General features: G+C 72.8%; 15 protein-coding genes. 14 read left to right on the forward strand and 1 reads right to left on the reverse strand.

The genetic code is table 11. The features are described 5' to 3' along the window. The first annotated feature begins 54 nt into the window (after positions 1-54). From MWU75_RS01870 to htpX, 12 genes are all read left to right on the forward strand, one after another. Positions 55-1,545, forward strand: a complete 1,491-nt coding sequence (locus MWU75_RS01870) for a serine hydrolase (RefSeq protein WP_247087860.1) — start codon at positions 55-57, stop codon at positions 1,543-1,545. A gap of 64 nt (positions 1,546-1,609) precedes the next feature. Further along, a complete protein-coding gene (locus MWU75_RS01875) occupies positions 1,610-1,966 on the forward strand; it encodes an NADH-quinone oxidoreductase subunit A (RefSeq protein ID WP_247088120.1) in 357 nt (118 codons plus the stop codon). Continuing rightward, the gene (locus tag MWU75_RS01880) at positions 1,966-2,577 is read left to right on the forward strand and encodes an NADH-quinone oxidoreductase subunit B (protein WP_247087861.1); all 612 of its coding nucleotides are present in this window, start codon (positions 1,966-1,968) and stop codon (positions 2,575-2,577) included. The genes MWU75_RS01875 and MWU75_RS01880 overlap by 1 nt, the downstream gene beginning before the upstream one ends. Beyond that, entirely contained in the window at positions 2,574-3,110 is a 537-nt protein-coding gene (locus MWU75_RS01885) for an NADH-quinone oxidoreductase subunit C (protein ID WP_247087862.1), read from the forward strand. Before MWU75_RS01880 ends, MWU75_RS01885 begins: the two co-directional genes overlap by 4 nt. Positions 3,111-3,249: 139 nt before the next feature. After that, a complete protein-coding gene (gene nuoH / locus MWU75_RS01890) occupies positions 3,250-4,212 on the forward strand; it encodes an NADH-quinone oxidoreductase subunit NuoH (protein WP_247087863.1) in 963 nt (320 codons plus the stop codon). Continuing rightward, positions 4,209-4,745, forward strand: coding sequence for an NADH-quinone oxidoreductase subunit I (locus tag MWU75_RS01895; RefSeq protein ID WP_247087864.1), 537 nt, complete (start codon positions 4,209-4,211; stop codon positions 4,743-4,745). The genes nuoH and MWU75_RS01895 overlap by 4 nt, the downstream gene beginning before the upstream one ends. After that, positions 4,742-5,251 carry an NADH-quinone oxidoreductase subunit J gene (locus MWU75_RS01900; RefSeq protein ID WP_247087865.1) on the forward strand — a complete coding sequence of 170 codons (510 nt, stop codon included), beginning with the start codon at positions 4,742-4,744 and terminating at the stop codon, positions 5,249-5,251. The genes MWU75_RS01895 and MWU75_RS01900 overlap by 4 nt, the downstream gene beginning before the upstream one ends. Further along, a complete protein-coding gene (nuoK, locus tag MWU75_RS01905) occupies positions 5,248-5,616 on the forward strand; it encodes an NADH-quinone oxidoreductase subunit NuoK (RefSeq protein WP_247087866.1) in 369 nt (122 codons plus the stop codon). Before MWU75_RS01900 ends, nuoK begins: the two co-directional genes overlap by 4 nt. Beyond that, positions 5,613-7,658 carry an NADH-quinone oxidoreductase subunit L gene (locus MWU75_RS01910; RefSeq protein ID WP_247087867.1) on the forward strand — a complete coding sequence of 682 codons (2,046 nt, stop codon included), beginning with the start codon at positions 5,613-5,615 and terminating at the stop codon, positions 7,656-7,658. Before nuoK ends, MWU75_RS01910 begins: the two co-directional genes overlap by 4 nt. Further along, complete coding sequence (locus MWU75_RS01915) at positions 7,655-9,238, forward strand: NADH-quinone oxidoreductase subunit M (protein ID WP_247087868.1); 1,584 nt, start codon at positions 7,655-7,657, stop codon at positions 9,236-9,238. Before MWU75_RS01910 ends, MWU75_RS01915 begins: the two co-directional genes overlap by 4 nt. Continuing rightward, positions 9,235-10,779, forward strand: a complete 1,545-nt coding sequence (locus MWU75_RS01920; protein ID WP_247087869.1) for a proton-conducting transporter membrane subunit — start codon at positions 9,235-9,237, stop codon at positions 10,777-10,779. The genes MWU75_RS01915 and MWU75_RS01920 overlap by 4 nt, the downstream gene beginning before the upstream one ends. Before the next feature lie 47 nt (positions 10,780-10,826). Continuing rightward, positions 10,827-11,687, forward strand: a complete 861-nt coding sequence (gene htpX / locus MWU75_RS01925; RefSeq protein WP_247087870.1) for a zinc metalloprotease HtpX — start codon at positions 10,827-10,829, stop codon at positions 11,685-11,687. 7 nt (positions 11,688-11,694) lie between these two features. Here htpX and folP read toward each other — a convergent pair whose 3' ends face one another. Then, positions 11,695-12,636 (reverse strand): dihydropteroate synthase, encoded by a 942-nt coding sequence (gene folP / locus MWU75_RS01930; RefSeq protein ID WP_247087871.1) that lies wholly within the window; start codon positions 12,634-12,636, stop codon positions 11,695-11,697. A 77-nt stretch (positions 12,637-12,713) separates the two neighbouring features. Here folP and ald point away from each other — a divergent pair, with 77 nt between their 5' ends. Both ald and pepN read left to right on the forward strand, forming a co-directional pair. Beyond that, the gene (ald, locus tag MWU75_RS01935; RefSeq protein WP_247087872.1) at positions 12,714-13,835 is read left to right on the forward strand and encodes an alanine dehydrogenase; all 1,122 of its coding nucleotides are present in this window, start codon (positions 12,714-12,716) and stop codon (positions 13,833-13,835) included. Then, a complete protein-coding gene (gene pepN / locus MWU75_RS01940) occupies positions 13,835-16,318 on the forward strand; it encodes an aminopeptidase N (RefSeq protein WP_348647719.1) in 2,484 nt (827 codons plus the stop codon). Before ald ends, pepN begins: the two co-directional genes overlap by 1 nt. Positions 16,319-16,332 lie beyond the last annotated feature (14 nt).

Consider the following 16,332-nt stretch of genomic DNA (forward strand, 5'->3'; position numbering starts at 1 on the left):
GACCGGATGGGCACGAGGGGATGGGCTCGACGGGACGGACATGAGGGGATGCGCATGAGGGGAATCGTGGCGACTGGGACGGTCGCCGCGCTGCTGGCGCTCACCGGGTGCAGCGCGGACGAGCCCGCCGACCCGGTGACCAGCGACGCGGCGGAGTCCACGGGGGTGCCCGACACGTCCGGCGACATCGCACCGAGCACGTCCGACGACGCGCGCAGCACGCACGTCGCGCCCAGCACGGACGACGCGCCCAGCACGGACGTCGCGCCCCGCGCCGTCGACCTCAGCGCCCTCGACGGTGCCCTGGGTGAGCAGGCCCGCTGGGTGCTGGACCACCTCGACCCCGCGGCGACCGGGCCTGCAGCGAGTGACGTGGAGGAGCGGTTCCACCCGGACTTCCGCGCCGAGGTCCCCGCCGAACAGATCGAGCCGGTGCTGGCGCAGTTCCGGGAGGGGCCCGCGCTGACGCTGACGGCGGTCGGGCCGGTCCAGGAACAGTCGGACGGCGTGCGGTCGGCCGAGCTCACGCTCTCGGGTGACCAGCCCCTGCGGATGACCCTCGCCGTGGACGCCGACGGGCTGATCACCGGCCTCCTCTTTCGGCCGGGGCCGCCACCGGACCTTCCGGAGGTCGCCTCGTGGGAGGAGCTGGACGAGGAGTTCGCAGCCCTCGGCGGGACCACCTCGCTCTACGTCGGCGAGGTCGCCGACGGCAGCTGCACCACGACATACGGCGCCGGCAACGAGCCGGCACCCTCCGGCTCGGTCTTCAAGCTCATCGTACTCTCCGCGGTGGTCGACGCGGTCGCTGCCGGCGACCTGGCCTGGGACGACGAGCTGACCATCACGCCCGAGCGCAAGAGCCTGCCCTCGGGGGAGCTGCAGGACCGACCGGACGGGGATCGGGTGCCGGTGGAGGAGGCCGCCGGCCTGATGATCTCCATCAGCGACAACACCGCCACGGACCTGCTCATGGACGCGGTCGGGCCGGACCGGTTGCGGGACGCGGTCGAGCGGGTCACGACCGACCCGGACCGGCTCATGCCCCTGCTGACCACCAGGCAGTTCTTCGTCCTCGGCTGGGACGCGCCCGAGCTGCGCGAGCAGTGGGCCGGGTCGGACACGGCCGAGCGCACCGCGATCGTGGCCGATCTCCCGGACGACCTCTCCGCGCTGCGCGGCAACCCCTTCGCGGTGACCGACCCCGCCTGGCCCGACGGCGTCGGCTGGTTCCTCACGGGCGAGGAGATCTGCGCTGCGCACGCCGTGCTCCAGGAGCAGGCCCAGACCGAGGCCGGCGACCCGGTGCGCGGGATCCTCAGCGCCAACCCCGGCCTCGCGGTGCCCGACGGTGCGACCTACCAGGGGTTCAAGGGCGGCTCGGCCCCCGGCGTGCTGGCCTACACCTTCTACGTCGAGGCCGGGGACGGCCCCGGTCGCGTGCTCAGCGTCCAGGTCTCCCACGACGGCCAGATCCTGCCCACGGCCTACACCGAGCTCACCCAGGCCGGCCTTGCGCACCTGGTGGAGGACGGGGGCGGCTGAGCGTGCCGGACCGCCGCCACGTCCTCCTGCGCGGGGACTGGCCTGCGCGTTAGGCTCCCAGATGATGACCGACTACCTCGTGGTGCTCGCCGTGACCATGACCGGGATCCTCCTGGTCGTGGCTGCTGCGGGTGCCCGACGGGTCATGGCCCCGCACGACCCCCAGCCCCGCAAGCTGACCACCTACGAGTCGGGGGTCGATCCGGTGGGCTCCGGCTGGGCCCAGGGGGCGGTCCGCTACTTCGTCTACGCCCTGCTCTACGTCGTCTTCGCCGTCGACGTGGTCTACCTGTTCCCGTGGGCGCTGGTGCTGCGCAGCGAGATCGGTCCCGCGTCCCTGGTCGAGATGGGCATCTTCCTCGGTGTCATCCTCGTCGGTCTCGGCCACGTGTGGCGGCGCGGTCTGCTGAGGTGGGTCTGATGACGGTCGACCTGCCCACCCCCCGCGTCGGGCGGGCGGCGGAGGCCGCCCCGCAGGCCGTGCGCGTGGTGCTCAACTGGGGCCGCCGCTACAGCCTGTGGGTGTTCAACTTCGGTCTGGCCTGCTGCGCCATCGAGTTCATCTCCGCCTCGATGGCTCGGCACGACTTCATCCGCCTGGGCGTGATCCCGTTCGCTCCCGGTCCGCGGCAGTCCGACCTGATGGTTGTCTCCGGCACGGTCACGGACAAGATGGCGCCGGCGATCCGCCGCCTCTACGACCAGATGCCCGAGCCGAAGTACGTCATCTCCTACGGCGCCTGCTCCAACTCCGGCGGCCCCTACTGGGACTCCTACTCGGTCACCAAGGGCGTCGACCAGATCATCCCGGTCGATGTCTACGTACCCGGCTGCCCGCCCCGCCCCGAGGCGCTGCTCCACGGCATACTCACCCTGCAGCAGCAGATCGCGGCCGAGACCCCCGGTCACGCCCGCGCCAGGTCCCGGCCCCGCCCGTATGCCGAGGTGCCGGCCTCCGCCGGCGAGGTCACCCGAGGCCTCGTGTCACCTCCCGACACCTCACCGAGCGCACCTGGCGAGGACCGGTCATGACCCCCCAGGACGTGGCGAGCGCCGCGTGGGCCGACCGGGTGCGCGAGGCACGCGACGAGGGCTATGACTTCTTCGACTGGCTCTCGGCCGTGGACCAGACCGACGCCGAGGAGGACCCCGGTTTCGACGTGGTGTGCCACCTGATCCGCACCGACCCGTGGGACCGGGTGCTGCTGCGCACCCGGGTCGGCGAGGACACCCCGCTGGCCAGCCTCACCGCGCTGTTCCGCGGCGCTGCGTGGCACGAGCGGGAGACGCACGAGATGTTCGGCATCGACTTCACCGGCTTCGACGACGGCACCGGTCACGGCCTGCGCCCGTTGCTGCTGCCCGACGGGTTCGAGGGCACCCCGCTGCGCAAGTCCTTCCAGCTGGCGGCCCGGGCCTCCAAGCCCTGGCCCGGTGCGAAGGAACCGGGCGAGGGCGGCGGCGAGCGGCAGGGCGCGGACACAGAGACCCCCGCGCCGCGCAAGCGCGCCCGCCGCCGGCTCCTGCCGCCGGGCGTCCCCGACGAGTCGTGGGGGCCCCGATGAGCGACAGGACTCGCGAGGACACGAGCTTGCGAGGCCCGGAGCGGGTCCGCGGAGCTCATCAAGGAGTGCCACCGATGAGCGACAGGACTCGCGAGGACACGAGCTTGCGAGGCCCGGAGCCCATCAAGGAGGCGCGCTGATGGAGCTCCCGCTGACCGTCGAGATCATCCTCAAGGCCGTGGTCGTCCTGGCCGCCTTCCTCACGCTGCCGCTGGCCATCGGCCAGACCGAGCACAAGGTCATGGCACACATGCAGGGCCGTCTCGGGCCGATGGAGGCCGGACCGCACGGCATCGCCCAGCTCGTGGCCGACGGCATCAAGTTCGTCCAGAAGGAGGACGTGACGCCCGCCGCCGCCGACCGCTGGGTCTTCCGCCTGGCACCGGCCGTCGCGCTGATCCCCTATCTGATCGCGCTCGCCGCGATCCCGTGGTCCGCTGCGTGGGTCGCCGCCGACGTGCCGGCCAGCCTGCTGTTCGTGCTGGCGGTGACCTCGGTCGGCATCTTCGGCACCCTCATGGCGGGGTGGGGCAGCGGCAACAAGTACTCCCTGGTCGGTGGCATGCGCGCCGGGGCGCAGCTGGTCAGCTACGAGCTGCCGATGGTCCTCGCCGCGGCGTCGGTGGCCATGGCGGCCGGCACGCTGTCGTTGACCGGGATCGCGCAGGCCTGGTCGTGGTGGTGGCTGGTCTGGCAGCTCCCGGGCGCCCTGGTCTTCCTCATCGCCGCGGTGGCCGAGCTGCAGCGCGTGCCGTTCGACGCACCGGTCGCCGACGCCGAGGTCGTCTTCGGTCCCTACACCGAGTACTCCGGGCTCGGCTTCGCCTTCTTCCTGCTGGCGGAGTATGCCGGGATCGTGGTCATGTCGTTGCTGTTCACCGTGCTCTTCCTCGGAGGTTGGTCGGGGCCCTGGTCCGACACGCTCGGGCCGGTGTGGACCCTGCTCAAGGCGACCATGGTCGCCATACTCATCCTGTGGTTGCGGATCGCCTGGCCCCGGGTGCGCGAGGACCAGCTGCAGCGGCTGGCCTGGGTCGTGCTGGTGCCGGTGGCGCTGGTCCAGCTGGCCCTGACCGGCGTCGGGGTGGTGGTGTGGGGATGAGCACCCAGGAGAGCCGCGAGCGTGCCCCGGGCGCGCTGGACCTGCTCAAGGGTCTGGGCAAGGGGCTGGCGACCACCGCTCGCACCCTGGCGCGGCCGGCGCACACGCGGCAGTACCCCCACGCCGAGCCCGACCTGCCCGAGCGCTCGCACGGCGTGATCGCGCTGCTCGAGGAGAACTGCACCTCCTGCATGCTGTGTGCCCGCGAGTGCCCCAGCTGGTGCATCTACATCGACTCGCACAAGGAGACCCTCGAGCCCACGACCGAGGGCGGCCGGGCCCGGCAGCACAACGTGCTGGACCGCTTCGACATCGACTTCTCGCTCTGCATGTACTGCGGGATCTGCATCGAGGTGTGCCCGTTCGACGCCCTGTTCTGGGCGCCCGACTTCGCCTACGCCGAGGGCGACATCCGCAACCTGCTCCACGACAAGCCCAAGCTCGGGACGTGGATGGAGAACGTCCCCGACTCGGCGCTGCCGGAGGGCTACGTCCGGCCCGGCGACCCCGCGACGCCGGAGACCGAGGAGTGACCAGTCGCGACGTCCTGTTCGTGGCAGTCGGGTTGATCACCGCTGCCGCGGCCGTGCTGTCGGTCACGAACCGGCGGGTGCTGCACGCCGGGCTCTGGCTGGTGGTGGCACTCGGGGGCCTGGCCGGCTGCTACCTGGTGCTGGGGGCGGAGCTGGTGGCGCTGGTGCAGCTACTCGTCTACGTCGGTGCCGTGGTGGTGCTGGTGCTCTTCGCCCTGATGCTGACCCGCTCAGGGGCCGGTGAGGTCGACACCTCCTCGGCGCACCGCTGGGTCGCCGGGGCCGTGGGCGCGGGGGTGACGGTCCTGCTCGGCGGGACGCTCGTCGCGGCCTACGGCTGGTCGGAGCGAGAGGTCGCCGGGCCGTCCAACGACGCGATCGGTGAGCAGATCTTCGGCACCTGGGTCTGGCCGTTCGAGCTGCTCTCGCTGTTGCTGCTCGCCGCACTCGTGGCCGCGGTCGCGGTCGCGACGACCGGCCACCGGCGCCAGGAGGGGGAGCGGTGAGCCCGGCCCTGCCCCTGCTGCTCGCGGCCATCCTGGCCGGCGTCGGGACCTATGGCGTCCTGGCCAGGCGGCACGCGGTGCTGATGCTGATCGGCGTCGAGCTGATGCTCGGGGCGGCCGGTCTCATCCTGGTCACCGTCGGGCAGTTCGACATCGGGCAGGTCGGCGGCGACCCGCTGGCCTCCGGTGCCGTCCTCACCCTGTTCGTCATCACCATCGCGGCCGCCGAGATCGTCGTCGCGCTCGCCGTGGTGATGGCGATGTTCCGCACCCGCGGCGACGTCGACCTGACCGGTGAGGCGCAGACGGTTGAGGCTGAAGTTCCGGACGAAACCTCCCCAAAAATGGGTGAGGTGCTCGGGTGACCCGCGCCGTCGACTTCCCCTGGCCCGACTGGGAGCTGCCGACCCTGCCCCTGCCGGGCGTGCCGGACATCCCGATCCCGGACCTGCCCGGCACCCCCGCCCAGGCGGCGGTCCTGCTCGCGGGAGCGGCCGGCATACTCGGTCTGGCGCTGTCCAAGCGCTCCTCGCGCACGGCAGCGTGGATCGCGATCGGCTCCGCCGGTCTCGTCCTGCTGGCCTCCCTGTGGCAGATGTACTCCCTGCACGAGGCCGGCGACCCGCGCATCTCGACCACGATCGGGCCGCTGGCCTTCGGTGAGCTGGTCGTCCCGCTGGAGCTCTCCGCCTCCCGGCTCAGCGCGCTCGTCGCCGCGGTCGTCGGGCTGGTCGCCCTCATCGTGCAGGTCTTCGCGCGCTGGTATCTGTGGTTCGACCCGCGCTACCGCCAATTCTCGGCCACCGTCTCGGTGTTCACCGCCGCGATGCTGCTGGTCGTCCTGTCCAACGACGTGCTGCTGACCCTCATCGGGTGGGAGGTGATGGGCTGGTGCTCGTTCCTGCTCATCGGCCACCTCTCGGCCAAGGACTCCGCCAACCGGGCGGCGACCAAGGCCCTGCTGGTGACGCGGCTGGCGGACGTCGGTTTCGTGCTCGGACTGGTGGCGCTCGCCGCCGGGGCGGGGACCACCGCGATCGACGGCATCATCGGGCACTGGGTCACGATCGGGAGCGACATCACGGTCGCGCCGGGCCAGGGCGCCGCGCTGACCCTGGCGATGGTCGGCGTGGTGCTGGGCGTCCTCGGCAAGTCCGCGCAGCTGCCGTTCCAGGACTGGCTCCCCGACGCGATGGAGGGCCCGACCCCCGCTTCCGCGCTGATCCACGCGGCCACCATGGTCGCGGCGGGCACCGTCGTGCTCGCCCAGCTGTTGCCGCTGCTGCAGGCGGCGGCCCCGGCCCGGGTGCTGCTGGCGGTGCTGGTCTCGATCACCATCGTCCTGGCCGCGCTGCTGGCCTTCGCCCAGCCCGACATCAAGCGCCTGCTGGCCTGGTCGACGGTGAGCCAGGTCGGGCTGATGCTCGCCGCCCTGACCGTCGTGCCGGTGGGCACCGGGCCCGACGCGGCCATCATGCACCTGGTGTCGCACGCCTGGTTCAAAGCCCTGCTGTTCCTCGCCGTCGGGTGGATGGGCGTGCTCACCGGTGGCACGGTCGTGCGCTACGTCGTCTCCGCCACCAAGCGCTACCGCACGTTGCGCCGGCCTGTGGGCATCGGCCTGCTGTCGCTGGCCGGGGTGCCGCCGCTGGTCGGGTTCGTCTCCAAGGAGCTGGTCCTGGCCCAGGCCGAGCACGGGGTGCAGCACGGCGCCGGGACGGCGGGCACCATCGTGCTCGCGGCGGTCGGTGCGAGCGTGCCGCTGACCGCGGCCTACTGCATGCGCGCCTGGCTGATCCTGGACCGGGGCCCCCGGCGGCGTGCGGTCCACCAGCCGGGCGCACAGCAGGGACACGAGATCATCGACGACTTCTTCGCCGAGCCGGAGGTGGTCGAGGAGGCCATCGGCATCGAGGAGGCCGAGTCGGCGATCTCGTCCTCGGCCCGGTCCGCCGTCGCGGTCCTGGGGTTCCTGTCCGTGGTCGGTGGCCTGCTGGCGTTCACCCCGCAGCTGGAGCTGGACCTGGTGATCAACCTCCAGCTGCTGGCGGCCGCGCTGCTGCTGATGATCCTGGCCGCGCTCGCGGTATGGGTGGCATCGCGCGGCGTCGGGTCCCGCGACGCCGCAGCCCGGCTGCCGGTCAGCGTCAGCCTCGCGACCGAGCGGGGGCTGGGCTTCGACCGGCTCTACCGCGCCGTCGTGGCCGCACCGGTCCTCCGGCTGGCGCACTGGGTGCAGTGGCTGGACCGTGAGGTCCTCGACGCCTACGTGCGCGCCGCCGTCCCCGCCGCCAAGCTGCTCGGCGGGGCGCTGGAGCAGACCCACCCACGACGTCCGGCCCCGGGCCTCGTGCTGGTGCTGGGCGGCGTCGTGGTCCTGGCCGTCATCGGGGTGGTGGTCTCGTGAACCTCGTCGAGGACCTCGCCCTGCCGGTGCTCGTGCTGGCACCGCTCGTGGGCGCCGTCTGGTTGCTGGTGGCCGACCGGGTGGGGGAGTCACCGCGCCCCGGGGCCAGCCGGACCCTGGCCGTCCTCGCGGCGCTCCTGGCCGCCGCGGCGGCGGGCGTCGTGGTGTGGCGCCGCCCGGAGATCGAGCTCACCTGGATCGAGAGCCTCGGGGTCCAGCTCGATCTGGGCGTCGACGGACTCAGCGCGCCGTTCGTGCTGCTCACCGGTCTGATGGCGGTGGTCGCCACGCTGGTCCCCTATCACGAGCCGCTCTCCGACGCTCGGCTGGCCGAGCCCGGCGGCCACGAGAAGACGGAGCCGATGGCGCTCGGCGAGGTCGTACCCGCCCCGCGCTCGCTGGCCACCTACTACGCCTGTCTCCTGGTCGTCGTGGGCGGCTCGCTGCTGACCTTCCTGACCCGCGACGCGGTGGTCTTCTTCGTCGCCTTCGAGCTGGTGCTCGTGCCGATGTGGGTGCTGGTCGCCCGGCACGGCGACGCCACCACCCGCGCCGACCGGGACGGTGCCGCGATGCGGTTCCTGCTGTTCACCGCCACCGGCTCGATGCTGATGCTGGTCGGCATCCTCGCCCTGTGGGGCGCGACGGGCACGACGGACCTGGTGCGGTGGGCGGAGCTCGCGGGGTCGTCCCTGGACCACGGCACCCAGGTGATCGTGGCCGTCATACTCCTCATCGGTCTCGGCATCAAGGTGCCGGTCTGGCCCCTGCACACCTGGCTGCCCTGGGTGCACGCGACCGCCCCGACGGCCGGGTCGGTGCTCCTGGCGGCCGTCCTGCTGAAGATGGGCGCCTACGGCATGATCCGGCTGGTCGCCGCGCCGCTGCCAGAGGGGCTCGCCGAGGTGGCCCCGGTGCTCGCCGGGCTGGCCGTCACCGGCATCCTGTGGGCCGGGCTCGCGTGCCTGGTCGAGCAGGACCTCAAGCGGCTCATCGCCTGGGCCTCGATCGGCCACCTCGGCTTCGTCGTCCTGGCGATCGCGACCGGCACGGAGACCGGGCTGCAGGCCGCGATCTTCGGCAACATGGCGCACGGCCTGATCTCGGCGCTCCTCTTCGTGCTCGTGGGCTCGCTGAAGCACCAGTGGGGCGGCGCCGACCTGGGCACCGCCCGCGCCGCGCTCCGGGAGGTCTCCCCGCGGCTCGGGTTCGCGCTCGTCCTGGGCATGGCCGCGGCGATGGGGCTGCCGGGCCTGGCCGGGTTCTGGGGGGAGTGGGGCGCGATCTACGCCTCGTGGGCGCCGGGGGCGGGCCGCACGGAGGGGTGGTTCCGGTTCTTCGCGTTGCTCGCCGCGCTGGGTGCGGTCCTGGCGGCGGCGTATGCCGTGCGCGTCCTGCGGGAGGTGTGGGCCGGTGACCGTCGTAGCCCAGCCATCCGGGACGTGCGGGGCACCGAGCTTGGGGTCCTCGTCGTGCTGGGGGTCGGCATCGTGGCGCTCGGGGTCTATCCCGTGGCCCTGCTCGACCTGACCGCCCCGGCGGTGGAGGGCATCATCGCGACCCTGGGGGTCGGCCCGTGACTCTCGAGCTGAACATCTCCGTCCTGTGGCCGGTCCTGGCCCCGGCACTGGCCGCCGTGGTCGTGCTCGTCCTGGACGTGCTCTGGCCGCGGGGCGGTGCCGTGCACCTGTGGTTGGCCGCCGTGGGCCTGGTCGGTGGTGCCGCCGCCACCTGGCCGGCCATCGCCCAGGGCGCGGGAGATGCCACCGGCGCCTTCTGCCTGCCCTCGGGGTCGTGCCTGTATGCCGCCAGCTCGCTCACTGGCGGCCTGCAGCTGCTGGCGCTGGGCAGTGCCCTGGTCGTACTGGTCCTCACCTGGCCAGCGTGGAGCCGCGCCGGTCGAGGGAGCGCGACCAGCGCGCCCACGGTCGTGCTCGTGGCGCTCTTCCTGGCGGCCACGGCGGGGGTCACGGCGGTCCCTGCCGCCCGGGACCTGGGCACGCTCCTGGTCTCTCTCGAGCTGGCCACGCTGCCCGTCGTGGCGCTGGTGGCCCTGGAGCGCCGGGCCGCCCGGTACCGCGGCGCGGTCGCCGGTGCGGTGGCCCTGCTGACCACGTCCCTCGTGTCGTTCGCGCTGCTCGCGCTGGGGGCCGCGCTGTGGGTGGCCGCCACCGGCACGGCGCTGCTGTCACCCGAGGCCGCGGCCGAGGCGGCAGCGGTCCCGGAACGCTCCGCGCTCCTGCTGCTGGCCGCGGTCCTGGTGCTGGCGGGTCTCGGGTTCAAGATCTCGGCGGTGCCGTTCCACGCGTGGACCCCGCTGACCTACGCCACCGCGCCGCTGCCGGTCACCACCTACCTGGCGGGGACGTCCAAGGTCGCGGCGCTCGGCGGCATGATCGTGCTGGTGCAGGCGCTGGCCGGGACCTCCGGCTTCGCCCTCGTGGCGGTGGCGGTGATCGCCGCGCTGACCATGACGCTCGGCAACGCGATGGCGCTGCGTCAGGTGGACCTGGTGCACCTGCTGGCCTGGTCGGCCGTGGCACAGGCCGGCTGGCTGATGCTGCCGCTGGCCTCCTTGTCCTCCCGCGCGGTCCACGCCGCCGGTGGATACCTCGCGGTGTATGTCGTGGCGACCGTCCTGGCCTTCGTCGTCGTCCTGACCGTGGCCCGCCGACCGGACGGCGGGGTGCTGCTCTCCGACCACCGCGGCCTGGCCCGGCACCAGCCGCTCACCGCGGCCGCACTGGGGCTGGCGCTGCTGACGTTGGCCGGGCTGCCGCCGGCGATCATCGGCCTGGTCGCCAAGGTCGTGGTGCTGCGGCCGGTCGCCGCCGACGGCACGTGGTGGCTGCTCATCGTGGCGACGCTGAACATCGCGCTCGGCATCGCCGTCTACGTGCGCTGGCTCGCGGCGCTCATCGAGCGGACGGCCGGTGAGGAGGTCCTGGTCCCGGCCCCGGCCGCGGAGGCGGCCGCGCAGACCCAGCCCCGGGGAGACCGTGGCGCGACCGCGGCGCCCAGCCACGCGGCATACCAGATGCCGGTGCGGCACCGGGTGCTGATCGGCGCGCTCGCCGCCCTGCTCCTGCTCGGTAGCATTGCCCCTGTCGGGATCTTCTGAGCGGATCTGCGGCGGAACACCAGCACCGGACGGAGCGTTCCACGAGCATGCACAAGCACTTCAACGGCCTGAAGACCGCGCTGCTCTTCGGCGCGATCTGGGCCCTCCTGCTCGGGGTCGGTGCCCTCGTCGGCAACGGTCGCTACATCTGGCTGTTCGCGATCATCGGCGTGGCGACCACGGCCTACGGCTACTGGAACTCCGACAAGATCGCGATCAAGGCGATGAAGGCCTACCCGGTGACGCCCGAGCAGCAGCCGGCGATGTATCGCATCGTCCACGAGCTGTCGACGCGCGCCGGGCAGCCGATGCCGCGGCTCTATGTGAGCCCGACGGCCGCGCCGAACGCCTTCGCCACCGGACGCAACCCGCAGAACGCCGCGGTCTGCTGCACCGAGGGCATCCTGCACCTGCTGGACGAGCGCGAGCTGCGCGGTGTGCTCGGACACGAGCTGATGCACGTCTACAACCGCGACATTCTCACCGGTTCGGTCGCCGCGGCGCTCGCGGGCATCATCACCTCGGTCGCGCAGATGATGCTGTTCTTCGGCGGCGGTGGCGGGGAGAACCGCCCCAACCCGATCGCGATGCTCGCCATGGCGCTGCTGGCCCCGCTGGCCGCCTCGCTCATCCAGCTGGCCATCACCCGCACCCGGGAGTATGACGCGGACGAGGACGGCGCCACCCTCACCGGCGACCCGCTCGCCCTGGCCAGCGCGCTGCGCAAGATCCATCTCGGCACCCAGGCCGCGCCGCTCGCGCCCGAGCCCCAGCTGGTCAACGCCAGCCACATGATGATCGCCAACCCGTTCCGCGCCAAGGACGTCCAGAGGCTCTTCGCCACGCACCCGCCGATGGAGGACCGCGTCGCCCGCCTGGAGGCGATGGCGGGGCGCCAGCCCTCCTGACCCGAGCTCAGGGCTCGCCGCGCACCGCCGTGGCGGGCGGCCGGTCACCGCGGATGCTGGCCACCATGTCCACCACGCGGCGGGTCGCCCGCACGTCGTGCGCGCGGAAGACGGTGGCACCCAGCCAGGCCGCGACCGCAGTGGCGGCGAGAGTGCCCTCGAGCCGGTCATCGGCCTCGAGGTCGAGGGTCTCGCCGACGAAGTCCTTGCGGGAGAGCGCCTGCAGGATCGGGTAGCCCAGCCCCGCCAGGTCCCCCGTGTGCCGCAGCACCGTCAGGCTGTGCCGGGTGGTCTTGCCGAAGTCCAGGGTCGGGTCGATCAGGATCCGCTCGGCGGGCACGCCTGCCTCCCGCGCGCCGGCCGCGCCGTCCGCCAGTCGGCGCAGCACGTCCCGCACGACCGCCAGCTCGTCCGCCCCCTGCACGTCGGCATACGTGACCGCCACCGGGTCCGTCCGCGGGGGGAGCCCGCCGGTGTGCGACACCACCACCCCGGCGCCTATCTCGGCCGCGACGTGCACCAGCTCCTGGTCGTGCCCCGCCCAGGTGTCGTTCACCAGGTCGAGCCCGACGTCGGCGGCCGCGCGGGCCACCTCGCTGCGCCAGGTGTCCAGGCTCAGCACCAGGTCCGGGAACTCGCTGCGGGCGGCCTCCAGGAAGGGCACCACGCGCCGGATCTCCTCGGACGCGTCGACGACCGCACCCTCCTGGCCCGCCCGGACGCCACCCACGTCGACGATGTCGGCTCCTGCGGCCACGGCGTCCCGCAGGGCCGCGATGGCCGAGTCGAGCTCGGTGTGCCGGTTGCCGCCCCAGAAGGAGTCGGGCGTGCGGTTGACGATCGCCATCACGGCTGGGTGCCCGTTGTCGAACGTGCGGCCCCGCAGGCGCAGCGGGGGAGTAGGCCGGAGCTCCGGCGGGTGCGGTCCCGTGGGTGTGCGTGAGGTCACGGATTCATCGTTGCATCCCCGCCGCGCGGGCGGGCGCCCCCCTTGCCAGGAGCCCAGGATGCCGTGAGGATCGGGGGATGAGGATCGGCGTGCCGCGGGAGCTGAAGAACCGTGAGTACCGGGTGGCGCTCACGCCGGTCGGTGTCCACGAGCTGGTCTCGCACGGCCACGAGGTGGTCGTGGAGGAGGACGCGGGCGCCGGGTCGGGCATCTCCGACGAGGACTACGCCGCCGCGGGGGCGCGCCTGCTGGGGCGGGCGGAGGAGGTGTGGGAGGCAGCTGAGGTGCTGCTCAAGGTCAAGGAGCCGGTGCCGGAGGAGTATGACCGGATGCGGGAGGGCCAGGTGCTCTTCACCTTCCTGCACCTGGCCGCCAACGCCGAGCTCACCCGCGAGCTGGTCGATCGTCGGGTGACCGCGATCGCCTATGAGACCGTCCAGCTGCCGTCCGGCGGGCTCCCGCTGCTCTACCCGATGTCGGAGGTGGCCGGGTGCCTCGCGCCGCAGGTCGGCGCCCATGCGCTGCTGCGTGCCAGCGGGGGACGCGGCGTGCTGATGGGCGGGGTCGGCGGCGTGGCCAACGCCAAGGTCGTGGTCCTGGGGGCCGGGGTCGCGGGGCAGAACGCCGCCAACATCGCGCTCGGCATGGGCGCCGACGTCACCCTGCTCGACACCGACCTCGACAAGCTGCGGATGTCGTTCTGGCGCTACAACAACCGCGTCCACGGGATCGCCTCGTCTGAGCTGGCGGTGCAGCAGCAGGTGCTGGAGGCCGACCTCGTGATCGGCGCAGTCCTGGTCCCGGGGGCCGCCGCCCCCAAGCTCGTCAGCAACGACCTGGTGTCCCAGATGAAGCCGGGGTCGGTGCTCGTCGACATCGCCATCGACCAGGGTGGTTGCTTCGAGGACAGCCACGTGACCACGCACGACGACCCGACCTATGTCGTGCAGGACTCGGTCTTCTACTGTGTCGGCAACATGCCGGGGGCTGTCCCGCACACCTCGACCTACGCGTTGACCAACGCCACCTTGCCGTATGTCGTGGCGCTGGCTGACAAGGGGTGGGAGCGGGCGTTGCGCGAGGACCGGTCGCTGGCGCTCGGCCTGAACACCCACGCCGGGCAGTTGACCAACGCTGCCGTGGGGGCGGCGGTCGGGCTGGAGTCGGTCTCGGTGGAGAGCGTCGTCGACGCGGGCTGATGTCCATGTCCTCCCTCACCCGGGCCGACGCAGAGCGGCGCGCACAGACCGTCGATGTGACGGCATACTCCGTTGACCTCGACCTGACCGGCGGGGACGACCCCGAGCACACCTCGTTCGGGTCGCGCAGCACGGTCAGCTTCACCGCGACGCCAGGGGCCAGCACCTTCCTGGACGTCAAGGCCGTCGAGGTGCACTCGATCGAGCTGAACGGCAGGGCGGTCGACCCGGCCACCGTGGCCGACGGGCGGGTGACGCTGACCGACCTGGCGGCGGACAACACGGTCGTGGTCGAGGCGACCATGGGCTACAGCAAGGACGGGCAGGGGCTGCACCGCGCCGTGGACCCCGCCGACGCGCGGGCCTACGTCTACGGCCACCTCTTCCTGGACGCGGCGCCCAAGGTCTTCGCCTGCTTCGACCAGCCCGACCTCAAGGCGCCGTTCACCATCACGGTGACGGCGCCGCAGGACTGGATCGTGCTCGGCAACGGGGCCGCGCTCCCGGCCGGCCCGGGGCGCTGGGAGCTCGCCACGACCAAGCCGCTGGCCACCTACTTCGTGACCGTGTGCGCCGGGCCGTACGAGTCGGTGACCGACGAGCACGACGGCATTCCGCTGGGCGTCCACGCGCGCGCCTCGCTGGGCCGGGAGCTGGCCGAGCAGGCACCGGAGATCCTGCGGGTGACCAGAGAGGCCTTCGACTACTACCACGAGCTGTTCGGGCTCCGCTACCCGTTCGGCTCCTACCACCAGGTCTTCGTCCCGGAGTTCAACGCCGGGGCGATGGAGAACCCTGGCTGCGTCACCTTCCGCGACAGCATGATCTTCCGGGGCGCCGCCACCGAGGACGAGCGGCTCGGCCGCGCCAACGTCATCTGCCACGAGATGGCCCACATGTGGTTCGGTGACCTGGTCACCATGCGGTGGTGGGACGACCTGTGGCTCAACGAGAGCTTCGCGGAGTACATGGCGCACCGGACGCTCGCCGTGACGACCGGTTCGGACGACGCGTGGGTCGACTCGACGGTCTCCAAGGGGTGGGGCTACGCCGCGGAGCGGGCGCCGTCGACACACCCGGTGGCCGGGTCGCCGGCTCCCGATGCCGACTCGGCGTTGCAGAACTTCGACGGCATCTCCTACGCCAAGGGGGCCGCCGTGCTGCGTCAGCTCATCGCCCACCTGGGCGACGACGCCTTCGTCACCGGCATCGCGGACTACCTGCAGCGGCACGCCTACGGCAACGCGACGCTGGCCGACTTCCTCGGCGCCATGGAGTCCGCCTCGGGCCGCGACCTCACCCAGTGGGCCGCGGCCTGGCTGACCACCGCGGGGGTCGACGCCATCGCGGCGCAGACCGTGACCGGTGGCGTGCACGTCACCCGGACCCCGCCGGCGGACCGGCCGGCCGACCGCGCGCACACGCTGGACGTGGCCGGGTGGACCGACGGCCACCTGGTGCTCGAGGTGCACGCGACCGTGGACCGCGACGAGGTCACCGTCCCGGCGAGCCATGCCGAGCCGGCCCTGCTCATCCCGAACGCGGGCGACCTGACCTGGGCCCACGTCGTGCTCTCGGAGCAGAGCCTCGCGGCCCTGCCGGAGCAGCTCCCGCTCGTCGGCTCGGCCCAGCACCGGGCCGTGGTCTGGGTCGCCCTGATCGACGGGCTGGCCACCGCCGCCGTCGACCCGCGGCTGGTCGTCGAGACCTTCGCCGCGGCCTGGCCGAGCGAGGACAACCCCTCGATCCTGAGCCGTTCCGGGTCGCTCCTGTCGGTCTCGGTGCTGGGGGAGTACCTCCCCGACGACGCGGTCCCGACCGCGCAGGACACCGTGTCGGCGGCGGCGATGGCGCGGCTCGACTCCGCCGAGCCGGGCTCGACCCAGGCGCTGGCGGCCGCGCGTGTGGTGGCCGCGACCACGCGGGACACCGACCTGCTGGGCCGCTGGGCCGCGGGGGACGGGCTGCCCGGGGGACTGGCTGGCGACCGGGACTTCCGCTGGCTGGTGCTGCGCTCCCTCGCGGTGGCCGGCTCCGTCTCGGTCGAGGAGCTGGAGGCCGCACGGGCGGCCGACGACTCGCTCCAGGGCAACCTCGGGGCGCTGACGGCCCGCGCCGCACTGCCCACCGAGGCCTCCAAGGCCTGGGCCTGGGACCAGCTGGTGGGTGACCACGGCCGGTCCAACCACGAGCTCAACGCGCTGGCCGGCGGCTTCTGGACCGGTCGGCATACTGACCTCGTCCGAGAGTATGTCGCGCGCTTCCACCGCGACATCCCCGCGCTGGAGGGGCGGGTCGGCCAGGACGCGCTCGCCCGGGTGGCCTTCCTCGCCTACCCCCGCACGGTGGTGGAGGAGGCGACGGCCGCCGCGACCGACGAGCGGCTCGCCGCCGGCGACCTGTCCCCGGCGGTGCGACGGGCGCTGGTCGACCAGCAGTCGGTGCTGCGCGAGGTGATCACCTCACGGAGCATCTTCGGCTGAGCTCCCTGCGCGGC

It is taken from the genome of Ornithinimicrobium sp. F0845, assembly GCF_023015765.1.
In the GTDB taxonomy this organism is placed as follows: domain Bacteria; phylum Actinomycetota; class Actinomycetes; order Actinomycetales; family Dermatophilaceae; genus Ornithinicoccus.

Coding starts and splice junctions, on each gene's coding strand:
- MWU75_RS01870 (WP_247087860.1), top strand. CDS start 55: ATGAGGGGAATCGTGGCGACTGGGACGGTCGCCGCGCTGCTGGCGCTC.
- MWU75_RS01875 (WP_247088120.1), top strand. CDS start 1,610: ATGACCGACTACCTCGTGGTGCTCGCCGTGACCATGACCGGGATCCTC.
- MWU75_RS01880 (WP_247087861.1), top strand. CDS start 1,966: ATGACGGTCGACCTGCCCACCCCCCGCGTCGGGCGGGCGGCGGAGGCC.
- MWU75_RS01885 (WP_247087862.1), top strand. CDS start 2,574: ATGACCCCCCAGGACGTGGCGAGCGCCGCGTGGGCCGACCGGGTGCGC.
- nuoH (WP_247087863.1), top strand. CDS start 3,250: ATGGAGCTCCCGCTGACCGTCGAGATCATCCTCAAGGCCGTGGTCGTC.
- MWU75_RS01895 (WP_247087864.1), top strand. CDS start 4,209: ATGAGCACCCAGGAGAGCCGCGAGCGTGCCCCGGGCGCGCTGGACCTG.
- htpX (WP_247087870.1), top strand. CDS start 10,827: ATGCACAAGCACTTCAACGGCCTGAAGACCGCGCTGCTCTTCGGCGCG.
- ald (WP_247087872.1), top strand. CDS start 12,714: ATGAGGATCGGCGTGCCGCGGGAGCTGAAGAACCGTGAGTACCGGGTG.
- pepN (WP_348647719.1), top strand. CDS start 13,835: ATGTCCATGTCCTCCCTCACCCGGGCCGACGCAGAGCGGCGCGCACAG.